This window comes from Gordonia sp. WA4-43 (assembly GCF_020520305.1).
In the GTDB taxonomy this organism is placed as follows: Bacteria; Actinomycetota; Actinomycetes; order Mycobacteriales; family Mycobacteriaceae; genus Gordonia; species Gordonia hongkongensis.
In genome coordinates, this window is the sequence record NZ_CP084736.1 from 2,010,752 (window position 1) to 2,025,456 (window position 14,705).

The window sequence follows — 14,705 nt, forward strand, 5'->3', positions numbered from 1 at the left end:
AGTCACCACCACCGACACACCCGCATCACCAACGATGTACTCAAGCCGGTCCACCGGATTGGTCACATCCAACGGCAAATACCCCGCACCAGCCTTGAGCACACCCACAATCGCGCACACCACATCCACCGACCGCGCCGTGGCCAACCCCACCAAATCACCCGGCCGCACACCCACAGCCACCAAACCAGCAGCCACCGCCGAAGACCGCACATCCAACTCGGCATACGACAACGACCGACCCAACGCCGACACCGCCACCGAACCACCATGAACAGCAACCGAACCAGCAAACAGATCAACCAAAGACCGACCACCAACAGCCACCGGAACCGGCAAACCAGCCAACCGCTCCCGCTCAGCCCCGGTCAACAACGCCACATCACCGACCGCCACACCCGGATCAGCAGTCACCGCATCCAACACCGCCAACAACCGCTGTACCAACACCGCAATCGAGGACTCATCAAACAAATCCGTCGCATACACAATCGAGGACTGCCACACCGAACCCGACGCCATCGCCACATTCACATGCAGGTCGTACTGCGCCGGAACCTCCTGAGAGACAACAGGCTCCAACTGCAGATCACCCACCTGCACCGACGGCACCGCCACCGCACCCTGCGTCACCGCCAACACCACCTGCGCCAACGGACCAAACGACTCACTACGAACCGGATCAACCGCCTCGACCACCGTCTCGAACGGCGCATCCGCATGCGCAAACGCATCCAGATCAACCCGGCGAACCTGGTCAAGTAGTTCCGCAAACGACTCCGCCGACGAAAACCGCGTACGCAACACCAACGTGTTGACAAACATGCCGACCAACGGATCCAGCACCCGCTGACCACGACCAGCAATAGGCGTGGCCACCGACACATCCCCAGTAGCACCCAACCGACCCAGCAACACCGCCAACGCCGCATGAACCACCATGAACGGCGTCACCCCAGCAGCCTGCGCCACCCGATCAACCCGCTCACCAAGCTGCGCCGGAACCTCAAACCCAAAACTACGACCACGATGGCTGGCCACCGCAGGCCGCGGCCGATCAGCCGGCAACTCCAACACATCCGGAGCACCCGCCAACTGCTCAACCCAATAACCCAACTGACGACCAACCACCGACTCCGCATCCCGCGGAGAACCAAGCACCGCATGCTGCCACAACGCGAAATCAGCAAACTGCACCTCAAGCGGCACAAACACCGGCACCCGACCAGCAACCCGCGCCGCATACGCCGTCACCACATCAGAAACCAACGGCCCCATCGACTCACCATCAGCCGCAATATGATGCACCACCACAGCCAACACATGCTCACGCTCGTTCTCACTGAACAACCGCACCCGCAACGGCCAATCAACGGTCACGTCGAAGCCGGCCATCGCCGACGCGCTCAGCTGCTCCGCCGAGGCGACGATCTGCCACACCCCTCGGCCTTCGAGCTCGGCGATATCACCGACCAACTGATACGGCTCGCCCGCGATTGCAGGGAACGTTGTCCGCAACACCTCATGCCGGCCGACGACGTCACCCACCGCGGCCCGCAAGGCGTCTGAATCCAGGTCGCCGGACAAGCGCAGCACCGCAGGAATGTTGTAGGTTGCCGCCAACGGATCCAACTGGTTGATGAACCACATCCGCTGCTGAGCGAACGACAACGGCACCCGCTCCGGACGCGGAACCACCGCCACGATCGGCGCCAACGCCGAACCAGCGGTACCAGCGGCCGCAGCCACCAACTCCCGGACACTCGGAGCATCGAACAGATCCCGCACGCTCAGATCGGCGTCGAGTACCTCACCCGCACGCGCGATCACCCGCATCGCCGACAACGAGTTACCACCCGCATCAAAGAACGACTCGGTCACCGACACCCGCTCCACACCCAGGATCTCGGCAAACACCGCCGCCACAGCCTCCTCGGCTGCACCCACCGGAGCCACATACTCGGCTTCCAGAGAACCGAACTCCGGTGCCGGCAACGCCTTCCGGTCGATTTTGCCCGCAGTATTGAGCACGAACTCGTCGATCACCATCCACACCGATGGCACCATGTACCCCGGCAACGCTTGGGCCACAGATGCTTTCACCAGGTCGACATCGACCGACGCCGGCGCCAGGTATCCCACCAGATGCTGTGAACCGGCCGGACCCTCGACGACGGTTGCCGCCGCGTGCACCACACCCGGCGCCGAGGCGATCACCGACTCGATCTCGCCCAACTCGATTCGCTGTCCTCGCAGCTTCACCTGGAAGTCGGTACGGCCCAGGTACTCCAGGTCACCGGCGGTATTACGGCGCACGAGATCTCCGGTGCGGTACAACCGGGATCCGGCCGGCCCGTACGGGTCAGCAACAAAACGGTCGGCCGTGAGGTCACCGCGTGCGGCGTACCCGCGTGCCAGCTGGACACCACCGAGGTACAACTCACCCGGGACACCCGCGGGAACCGGCCGCAGTCGTGAATCAAGCACCAGCGCAGATGAATTCCACACCGGAACGCCGATGGGCACAGTGACATCGGTGGCTGCGACCTCATCGATGCGCTGATAGGTGATCTCGACGGCAGCCTCGGTCGGACCGTACAGGTTGTAGAACAGGATCTCCGGAAGCGCCTGGCGCAGGTCGGCCGCGACCGCCGGGGGCAAGGCCTCACCGGTCGTCGAGACGATCCGCACGTGGTCCATCGCCGCGATGCGCTCGAGGCCGACCAGTTCGATGAACACCGACAGCATCGATGGGACGAAATGGACCATCGTCGCCCGCGATTCCTCGACGGTTTGAGCAACGTAGAGCGGGTCGACATGTCCGCCGTCACGCAGCACGACCAGTGTCGCACCCACCATCAGTGGCGCAAACAATTCCGGCACCGAGCAGTCGAAGGTGTACGGCGTCTTCTGCACGACCACATCCGAGGCGTCGATCGGCAGTTCGTCCAAGCCCCACCACAGCCGGTTGACCAGCGCCTCGTGCGACAACGTCACGCCCTTCGGCCGACCCGTCGACCCCGAGGTGAACAAGGTGTACACAGCCGAATCAGGGTGCAGCACGCCGCGCTCGGCAACCGAGACAGGTGGCGTTCTCACGTCCACTTCACCGGAGCAATCCACACCCAGCACTGGTACGGCCACCGACTGCGCAGCCTCGACCACCCCGGCAACGTCGTCGCCCACCCCGCTGGTTGAGCCCACCCCGCTGGTTGAGCCCACCCCGCTGGTTGAGCCTGTCGAAACCACCAGCACCCGAACATCGGCGGTCTCCAGCATGTACCGCGCACGATCGGCCGGCGCCTGCGTGTCGATCGGCACATACTGCCCGCCCGCGGCAACCACCGCGTGAATGGCGACCATCATCTCCAGCGACCGCGGAACACACACCGCCACCGCGACATCCGGTCCCACACCGAAGGACATCAGTTCCCGCGCAAACGCATTCACCCGCGCACCGAACTCGGCATAGGACACCGTCCGGCCCTCGTACCAGAGCGCAGTCGCCTCCGGTGACCGCGCCACCTGGGCTGCAACCACGTCGGACACGGCGCCCTCGGCGATGGCCACTTCCTCACCGATACTGCTTCGGATCAGCGACCGGACCGTATCTGCGGAGGCCAGGGCGATCTCGCCCACGGGCGTCTCCGACGCTTCGGCAATCGAGGCCAAGATCTGCATCACGCATTCGCCGAAGACCGCCACCTGCTGTGCGTCAAACGCCGCGGGCAGATACTTCAAGCGCACGGTCAGCCCATCACCGGCGGGCATCGTGACCATGTTCAACGGATAGTGCGTGGCGTCGTGTGCCTGGACGTCGACGATCTGCAGACCCCCCTCGACCTGCGCTCCACCGCTCGCCAGCGAATCGGCATCCACCGGATACGACTCATGAATGGTCAACGTGTCGAAGCCGAGCGCAACACCAGCTGCCGAAGCGATCTCCGGCAGGGTCAGGTATTGATGATCAAGCACCGAGACCTTGTCGGCCTGCAGCTTGCCCAGCACCTCACCGATGCGCGCCTGCGGATCGAGGTCCACCACGGCGGGCAGGGTGTTGATGAACAGCCCCACCATCGCCTCGGCACCGGCAAGATCTGCGGGTCGGCCCGACACCGTCTCGCCGAAGGTCACCACCCGGTTGCCGCTCAAGCGCGACAGGAGCACCGCCCACGCCAGCTGCAGGACCGTGGCCAGGGTCGCACCGTGCGTGCGACCCACCGCTTCCAACGCCTCACGCAACTGCGGACTGACCGCGAAATCCAAGTCCTGGGGCATTAACTCGTCGGTGGCCGCCACCGCCGGCGCCACCACCGTGGGACCCTCCACCGGTGCCAGCACCCGAGACCACGCCGCCAGGCCCGCAGCCTTGTCTTGCCGTCCGATCAACCGGAGGTGTTCACCGAAATCGGTCGCCACCTCACCCGACACCTGTGAGGTATAGGTCTGACCCGTCGCATACAGCGCGATCATGTCCGCCAGCACCAGCGGACCCGACCAGCCATCGAACAGGATGTGGTGGTTGGTCACGATGAGTGCGGCGCCCGACGAGTGGCGTACGAGCACAAAACGAATCAGCGGCGGAGCGGTCAAATCGAAGGGTTCGACGTTCTGCGCCTTGGCGATGGCCGACACTCGTTCGGCCACCTCCTGCACAGGAAGGTCACGGAGGTCGATTTCCTGCCAGGGCAATTCGACGGCGGGCGGAACCACGGCCGCCACCGCTCCACTGGAGGTGCGAACATATCCCGACCTCAGTACCGCGTGCTCGGCGAGGAGCGCCTGTGCTGCACCGCGCAGCCGCGCGGCATCGAGATCTCCCCCGATGTTCACCACGGCTTGCGTCACATACACGTCGACTGCATCGCCTGCCGGCAGGCCCGCGACCAGTTCGGACTGGAAGTACAAGCCTTTCTGCAAAGGAGCCAGCGGCCAGATCTGGGCATCGGGGTAATCGGAGAAGAGGTTGTCGAGATCGGATTGAGTGAGCTGCGCCCCGGGCACGTCCGACGGCGACAATCCCACCCGATCGCGATCGCCGACAGCGGCCACCAACTCGGCGAGCCCACCGGCCCAGCGCGCACTGATGTCGGCAACATCTGTCTCGGACAAGACAGCGCGAGGTGCTGCGAAGTCCGCCAGCAGTTCTCGTCCGGCCGGCGACGTCGCCGTGGAGACGTTGACGCTCAGGCCCGAGGGCGCGACCATTGCTCCGCTGATCGTGCCGGGAAGTACCGGCGCGTCCTGCGCCGGTAGCAGCGAATCCGCCAGGATCGATTCTCGACCCTCATTCGTCCCGACCGCCTCGCCCGACGTTCCGACCGATCCCGCACCGGCAAAGTTGAATCCGATGCTCGGCAACGGCCGTTCGGCGAGTTCGGTGTCGGCCATGTAGCGCAGCACGCCGAACCCGGCCCCCGCGTCTGGTTGACCCAGCCGCTCCTCCTTGGCCGCCTTCACCGCATGGATGATGTCGGCGCCTGGGTCGATCGTCACCGGAGCGATGGTGGTGAACCATCCAACGGTGCGCGACAGATCAGTACGCAGCGGACGCTCGCTCGACGACACGATTGATTCGTCACGACCGTGCCCTTCCAACTGGATACCGACCGGTGCGGAGTCGACGATCGAATTGGCGTGCTGCCACCCACGAATCGCCCGCGCCAGGGCACCCAGCAGGACGTCGTTGACGTTCCCTCCGAACAGTGTGGGCATACGAACCAGAACGGCTTCGGTGATCTGCGGCTGCACCCTTGCGGTGACGGTGAAGGAGGTTGCGATACTGTCCCGCGCCGGGTCGAGCTCTGCGCGCAACAGCGTCGGCACGGCCGGTGATCGGCGCAGCCAGTAATCGAGTTCGGCCATGCGACGCTGGGACTGACCGGCCAACTCGATCATCCAGGCGCGCAACGAGTTCTTCTCTTCACGGAGCGTGATCGCCCCGCCGCTGCGCAGTTGCGCCCACGCGGTTGCCAGATCCTCGATGAGGATCGGCCAGGAAACGATGTCCACCGCGAGGTGGTGGATCGCCAGGACGACTCGGCTCTCACCCAGCGTCGAGGTCACCAGGACCGCCTGGACCAGATTGCCCGTGGCAGGATCGAGTCGTTCGAGTGCGCCGGCATGGGCCTCTACGATTGCGGATTTCAGGTCGTCCTCGGTTCGGATCTCGACCACGGCCGACGCTGCATCGAATTCCCCACCCGCGACGAATGATGCATCCTCAGCGCCGTCGGCTACGAGCAGGCGGGCAGTGAGCATCGGGTGCGCCGACACCACAGCCGTGAGGATCGCGCGAATGTCGTCCAGCGCGGCATCCGAGGGAACCCGCACCACAGCCGACTGCGAGAAATCTGCGAAATCGGCAGGAACACCGGCGTGCTCGATCAACCACGACACCATCGGCGGGATCGGCAGCGTCCCGGCGCCCGCACCTTCGGGTTCGGCCAGCGTGGGCACTGTGTGGGCCTGGGCGGCAACCGCCGCCATGCCGCGCACCGTCTTCTGTTCGAAGATCTCGCGCGGGGTGAGCGGAAGCCCCGCTGCGTTGGCCGCAGACGCGAGCTGGATCGACATGATGGAATCGCCGCCGAGGGCGAAGAACGAATCGGTGACACCGATCTGATCGAGTCCCAGCAGCGCCCCGATGATCTCCACGAGTCTGCGTTCGTCGTCGGTTGCCGGTGGCACGATCTCGGTTTCCGCCGGTCGCTCGGGCGCGGGCAGCGCGTTCCGATCGAGTTTGCCACCTGGAGTCAGCGGGAGGGTCTCGAGGGCGATGACCTGTGCAGGCACCATGTGCGAGGGCAGTCGGGTTGCGGCCGCAGCGAGCACTTCGGTGACATCGACACCCTGTGGCGCAACAACATAGCCGATGAGCCTGGTGCGTCCGCCGTTGTCGGCGTCGGAGGTGACACCGAGGACCACAGCCTGGGTCACGCCGGGTGTTTCGGCGAGAACCGATTCGATCTCACCGAGCTCGACGCGCTGCCCGTTGATCTTCACCTGGTGGTCGACACGTCCGACGAACTCCAGGTCGCCGGACGCGGTGACCCTGGCCAGGTCTCCGGTGGCATACATTCGCGCGCCGTTGCCGCTGAACGGATCGGCAACAAAACTCGTCGCAGTCTGCCCCGGACGGTGCACGTAGCCGCGAGCCACACCCGCAGTCGACAGGTAGAGCTCACCGACCACACCCTGCGGTACCGGATGCAAGCGAGCATCGAGGACATGCGCGGTGAAGCCTGGATGGGCGCGTCCGATGGTGATCGGCTTGTTGGGCAGGAGCCTTCCCTTGGTGGCCCATACGGTGGTCTCAGCGGGGCCGTATCCGTTGAAGATTCGACGTCCACGCGCCGACCAGCGCTCGATCAGCTCCGGCGGGCACGCCTCACCCACCACTTTCACGTTCCGGATCGTCTCCCCGTACCGGGTGTCCAGCGTGGCCAGCACAGTCGGCGTGATCAGCATGTAGGTGACCTCGCCACCGTCGAGCACCTGCCCCAGCGCGTCACCGGCATAGGCGGTCTGCGGTGCGACGACCAGTGTGTGCCCAGCAACGATCGCGGCGACCATCTCCGAGAAGGCCGCATCGAAGCTCATCGAAGCCACATGAAGTACTCGGGTATCCGGGTCGTCGTCGCGGGTGCCCGTCATCGTCAACGATGCAGCCGCGAGCACAGCCATCCCGGCATTGCTGACACCCACTCCCTTGGGACGCCCGGTGGTGCCGGAGGTGTAGACCAGGTACACCAGGTTGTCCAGTCGGACCGAACCACGCCGCTCATCAGCTGCGATGGGTTCACTGCCGGTCGCCGGATCGTCTAGCTCGTCGATGGTGTACCAGTGGCACGCGGCCTCAGCCGATTCGATCACAGCGGCCGAAGCCGGCGCGGTAACCCCAGAGCGGGCACCGGAGTCCGCCAGCATGTACGCTATTCGGTCAGCCGGGAAGCTCGGGTCGATGGGCACGTATGCCGCACCCGACTTGACGATGCCCCATACCGCGATCACCGACTCGATCGACCGTTCCAGAGCAACAGCCACCACCGACTCCGGACCGACACCACGAGCGATCAACGCCCGTGCAACACGATTCGTCCGAGCCTCGAACTCGGCATAGTCGAGCTCGACGTCCCCGCAGATCACCGCCGGATGGGTCGGATCGACGTCCCGCCGATCGAGCAGGTCGATCAGAGTACCTGGCTCCACGGTTCCCCCGAAGGCTCGCGCCACGTCGCTCTGCGGTTGGGCCGCCGCCAGACGCGGAGCCCCTGCTGTCGCCTCGCCGGTCGCGACGATGTCGATGTCGCCAACCGCCACGGTGCTGTCGGTGATCACTGCTGCCAGCACCCGCTGCCACACCGCCGCAAATCGGCGCATTGTCGACTCATCGAACAAGGCTGCGGCATAGTGCAACTGGAGCGAGATCGTCTCGCCCTCATGCACACTGATGGTCAGATCACCCTTGACCTCAGTAACATCCACCTCGATCGGCTCGGCCGTCACAGCCGAGCCCAGCGAGACCGGCCCGATGTCGAGATCACCGGCGGTGTGCGTCAACGCAATCTGCACCAGTGGTGCGTGCGCCGTCGATCGCTCCGGCGCAAGCTTCTCCACCAGTTGCTCGAAATGAACGTCGGCATTCGCGAACGCTTCCAGATCCCTGACCCGCACATGAGTCAGCAGATCGGCCACCGTGGTGCCCGGATCAACCTCGGTCCGCAACACGAGCGTGTTGACGAACATCCCGACCAAATCTTCCAGCGCTGGATCCGTCCGCCCGGCAATCGGCGCACCGATCACCACATCGGTGGTGGCCGCCAGTCGCGCCACCGTGATCGCCGACACCGCATGGAAAATCATGAAAGGGGTGACCTGTTGATCAGCCGCCAGCCCCGCAACACCAGCGCTCAATTCCGCCGGCATGTCCACGCGCACAATGCCCGGAGTCAGGTCGGCAACAGCCGGACGCGGTCGATCCATCGGCAGATCAGTGACCGCCGGCACGCCCCTCAGCCGCTCATTCCAGTGAGCGAGCTGACGCCCCAACGCGCTATCGGGATCACTGACATCGCCCAGCACCCGCTGCTGCCACAACGTGTAATCGGCGTACTGCACCGGGAGGGGTGCCCATCCCGGAGCTTCGCCGGAGACCCGGCTTGCGTAGGCGGACAGAAGATCCCGCAAGAGCACCGGTACCGACTCACCGTCGAACGCGATGTGATGCACCACGACAAGAACCTCGGTGATCGCTCCATCAGGAGATTGCCAGACGCGTACGCGCATCGGGAGCTCGACAGCGACGTTGAAGCCCCGTTGAGCATCGGCGATCAGATCCGCCTGCTCCGAGACGACGCTCAGATCAAGCCGTCTGGCGAGATCAGCGCCATCCACGATCTCTTGACGCGGACCACCCACTCCACCGGGGTAATAGGTACGGAGGACCTCGTGCCGATCGAGAACATCGACAACGGCCTGCCGCAACGCGGCCAGGTCGATGCCGCCTCGGAACCGGAACGGCAACGGAATGTTGTACGCGGCCGAGTCCGTATCGAACTGGTTGATGAACCACATCCGGCGCTGCATCGCTGACAACGGCAGCTCTTCCGGTCGATGCTGCGGAGTCAATGCTGTCCGGGGAGCGCCACGGTCTGCCGTCAACGCAATGAGCTCCCGCACCGACGACGCATCGAACACATCTCGCACGGAGACCTCGACACCAAGCGACTCCCCCAGACGCGCCGCCAACCGCATCGCCGACAACGAGTTGCCACCCAGGTCGAAGAACGACTCGACCACCGAGATCTGTGGCACTCCGAGCACATCGGCGAACTTCTGCGCCACCAGTACTTCGCGCTCATCCGACGGGGCAACGAACTCGGCGGCTCCGGTGATCGCACCCGGTACCGGCAGCGCGTCTCGGTCGAGTTTGCCGTTGCCGGTCAACGGCAACGACTCCACGACCACCACCTGATCGGGAACCATGTAGCCCGGGACTGCCAGTGCGGCAGCAGCGCGGACCCGCTGCCCGTCGATCTCTGCGTCCGCGTCGGCCACCACGTAGCCGACGAGTTGTTCTCCGCGACCGGCGATCTCGACCACTCGGGCAGCCGCACCCGCAACCCCGTCCGCGGTCAGCAACGCGGACTCGACCTCGCCGTATTCAATGCGGAAACCACGCAGCTGTACCTGCGCGTCCCCCCGGCCCAAGTACTCGATATCGCCGCCGACGCGACGAGCCCGGTCCCCGGTGCGATACAACCGACCACCGCACCCGCCGAACGGATCGGCCACGAAGCGCGTCGAGGTCAACCCCGCGCGATCGAGATAACCTTGCGCCAATTGTCCACCGGCGACGTACATCTCACCAGGTACCCCTTCGGGAACCGGCCGCAGCCGGTCGTCGAGGACATGAATCGCCAGCGACGCCAACGGACGACCGATGAAAGACCCGTCGCCCGCCGACACCAGTTCCCGATCCAGCCCACGGAACGACACGTGCACCGTCGTCTCGGTGATGCCATACATGTTCACCAGCTCGGCGGTATCGGCCGGGAAGCTGTCGTACCAGCGCCGCACCTGCTCAAAGCTCAGTGCCTCGCCACCGAACACGATGTACCGCAGGGCCAACTGCGTATCGTGACGGCGCCGCGCATCGATAAGCTGGTAGAACGCCGATGGGGTTTGTGACAGCACGGTCACGCCCTCGTCGGTCAACAGCTGCATGAACAGTTCGGTATCACGGGCAACGTCGCGATCGACGATCAGCAATCGGCCACCCGAGAGCAACGGTCCCCACAGTTCCCACACCGTGAAGTCGAATGCATAGGAATGGAACATCGTCCACACATCGTCGGCACCGAAATCGAACTCGGCTGCCGCGGTGTCCATCAGCATCAGCACATTCCGATGGGTGACCTCGACACCCTTGGGCAGACCTGTCGAACCGGACGTGTAGATCACATACGCACGTGCGTCTGCCGGAATCGCAGGCAGCACAGGTTCAGGCACCGGCTCCGAGATCAGTTCGGCCACATCGACGACGTCGACCTCACCATCGATCGCAGACCACAACTCATGCCCGGCCACCGACTCGTCGGTGACCACCACACGCACACCCGAGTCGGCAACGATGTAGGCCAACCGCGCCACGGGATTACCGGTGTCCAACGGCACATACGCCGCGCCGGCCTTCAACACCCCCAGAATAGACGACACCAGGTCCACCGACCGCGCCGTCGCCACACCCACGAGGTCACCTGGCCGCACACCCCGGGCAACCAAACGTGCGGCCACCGCATCCGACCGGCTGGCCAGCTCCGCATACGACGCTGACCGCCCCAAGGCCGTCACCGCCACCGATTCCCCTTGCACACCAGCGGAATCAGCGAAAACCTCGACCAGAGAGCGACTCGCGTTCACCGTCGAGGGCACCGGTGACGGCAGCCCCTCCAGGCTCTCGCGTTCTTGTGCACTCAGCAGGTCCACATCGCCTACCACGGCTGAAGGCGACTCGATGAACGTCTCGAGCAATACCGCAAACCGCTCGACGATCGACTGCGCGGTGCCCGCCGTGAACAGGTCAGTCGCGTAGATCAACTTCCCGGTGTATCCGCCGTCCTCTGCCCGACCCACCACGAAGTTCAGGTCTGATTTGGCCGCCTCTACTCCGGGACTCAGCGGCTCCACCGACAACCCCTCGACCTCGACCGGCTGCGGATCGAACTGGTCGAAGGTGAACAGCGTCTGCGCGAGCGGGGCAAACGCCTCCGAGCGAACCGGATTCACCTCGTCCACCACTTGCTCGAATGGCACGTCGGCGTGACCCAGCGCGTCGAGGTCCACCCTGCGCACGTGGTCAAGAAGCTCGGCGAACGTGATCGACGAAGAGACCTCGGTCCGCAGCACGAGATTGTTGACGAACATACCCACGATCGGATCCAGCACGCGTTGACCGCGGCCTGCAATCGGCGTTGCCACCGCAATATCCGAGGTCGACGACAGGCGAGCCAGCAACGCCGCGATCGCCGCGTGCACAACGACGAACTCGGTGGTGCCATGCTGACGGGCCAGCGCTGCCACGCCCGAACGAATCGCGGGCGACATACTGAACGACACCGCGTCACCGGCCATCGATGCCACCGCCGGACGTGCGAAGTCGGTCGGCAGCTCGAGGACATCCGGGAGGCCCGCCAACCTCTCGCGCCAGTAAGCCAACTGTCGACCGGCGACTGTCGAACCATCGGTCGCGTCGCCGAGTACGGCCCGTTGCCACAGCGCGAAGTCCGAGTACTGCACCGCCAGCGGATTCCATGCCGGAGCCCGCCCTGCCACTCGTGACGAGTAGGCACTCAGCACATCAGCCAACAGCGGCGCCAGGGACTCACCGTCGGCGGCGATGTGGTGCAGCACCACCACCAATATCTGTTCATCGGAGTTCACGTCGATGAGTGAGGCACGAATGGGTAGTTCACGAGACACGTCGAACGGACGCGAGACCGAATCGGCGACCAGCCCGAGGGCAGTCTCACGGTCGGCAACGCGCACACTCTCCCAGCGCAGTTCCTCTTCTGCCTGGCTCACCGGCAACACCAGTGCCTGCGCCTCGTCGGCATCGGAATTCTGGACGAACCGGGTACGCAAGGTCTCGTGCCGAGCGAGCACGTCGATCAACGCGGAATGCACCACAGCCGGGTCGACACGTACGGCGCCCTCCGACGACACCAGACGAGCAACGAACGGCAGGTTGTATCCGGCGAACGTCTTCTCGGAGAACTGGTTGATGAACCACATCCGTTGCTGCGCAAAGGAAAGTGGGATGCTGTCGGGACGGGGTTCGACGGCGGTGATCGGCGGCAGACCCGCACCTCGGTCGGCAGTCGCCGTGATGAGCTCACGCACTGAAGGAGCGTCGAACACATCCCGCACCGACACCTCGACACCGAGAGCCTCAGACACCCTCGCTGCCAACCGCATCGCCGACAACGAGTTACCACCCACATCGAAGAACGACTCCGCCACCGAGACGCGCTCGACGCCGAGCACATCACCAAAGACCTGGGCGAGAAGTTCCTCGGTCGGGGTCCCCGGTGCCACGTACTCTGCCATTGCCCCGCTGAAGTCCGGCGCCGGCAACGCCTTTCGATCCAGCTTCCCCGCCGTGTTGAGCACCACCTCGTCGAGATTCACCCACACCGACGGCACCATGTAGGACGGCAGCGCCGCGGCGACGGACTGCTTGACATCGTCGAGGTCCAGCTCATCTGTCGACCTACCGGACACATACGCCACCAAATGCTGCGATCCGCCTGGGCCTTCGACGACTGTCGCGGCGGTGTGCACGACTCCGGGAGCGGCCGCGATCACCGATTCGATTTCTCCCAGCTCGATTCGCTGACCCCGCAACTTCACCTGGAAGTCCGTGCGTCCCAGGTATTCCAGTTCGCCCGCGCCGCTCCACCGCACCAGATCACCGGTCCGGTAGATCCGTGACCCCGGCCCACCGAACGGATCGGCAACAAATCGGTCAGCGGTGAGATCGCCTCTCGCCGCATACCCTCGTGCCAACTGCACCCCACCTAGATACAGTTCGCCCGGAACGCCGGCCGGCACGATCCGAAGGCGGCGATCCAGGACATATGCGGTAATGTTCAGTGCCGGAACACCGATCGGCACAACACTCGATCCCGGGCGTAGGACGGCGATCGTCGCGAACACCGCGTCCTCGGTCGGACCGTACAGATTGACAATTTTCGCGTCGGGCATCGCCGTGAACGCCTTGTCCATGGTCGCCGGACTCAGCGCCTCTCCGCAGGCCACCAGCCGTGTCACTGAAGACAGGTCTGCCGCTTCACCATCGAGGTCGTCGAGGAAGGCCGCCAGCATCGATGGTACGAACTGCACCACAGACGGCCGTGTGTCTTCGAACAACCGCCGCAAGTAGACCGAATCACGGTGCGCGTCCGGGTCAGCGATCACCGCCCGGGTACCGCGCACCATCGGCCAAAAAATCTCTGGCACCGACACATCGAACGTGTACGGCGTCTTGATGACGATCGTCGCATCGCCCGTGTCACCTATGAGCTCGTCGAACCACGTGAGCATGTTCATGACGGACCGATGTGACACCGTCACGCCCTTCGGTCGTCCCGTCGAGCCCGAGGTGAACAGCGTGTAGACAGCATGGTCTGGACGCAGAGGCGACAGCCGGTCACGATCGGTGATCGGGGCGGCATCGGCAGCCGCCGGATCGACAGTCCCCGTGCAATCAACCTCGACGAGGCGGAGGCCGGCCGATTCCTCAGCCCAATCCGGACGCTGTCCGGCGGCCACCACGACCAGGGTCACGTCGGCGGTCTGCAACATGTACCGCACGCGTTCGGCCGGTGCAGCCGTGTCGATCGGCACATACTGTCCGCCCGCGGCCACGACTGCGTGGATCGCAACCAACATCTCCACCGAGCGTTCGATGCACACCGCCACTGCGACATCAGGCGCGACCCCATGCGAAATCAATTCGCGTCCCAGAGTTGCCACTCGCGCCGAGAGTTCTTCGTACGAGACGTTCCGGGTACCGAACGTCAGCGCAGTCTGACTCGGGTCGGCGGGAACCCGGATGAAATCTGCCACAGTTCTACAGTCCTTTGTCGAAGATTTGGCTGATGGCCCATGTCACCATCAATGCTTTCATCGGTTATGTCGTT

General features: G+C 64.6%; 1 protein-coding gene (cut by a window edge). It reads right to left on the reverse strand.

Going from position 1 to position 14,705, the window contains the following annotated elements; all coding sequences use genetic code 11:
- A protein-coding gene (locus tag LEL84_RS09075) for a non-ribosomal peptide synthase/polyketide synthase (protein ID WP_226513850.1) crosses the window boundary here: on the reverse strand, window positions 1–14,631 show its beginning. The gene continues 26,145 nt to the left of window position 1, outside the view; only the first 14,631 of its 40,776 coding nucleotides appear in the window; the start codon lies at window positions 14,629–14,631; the stop codon falls past the left edge of the window.
- Between the last annotated feature and the right edge of the window lie 74 nt (window positions 14,632–14,705).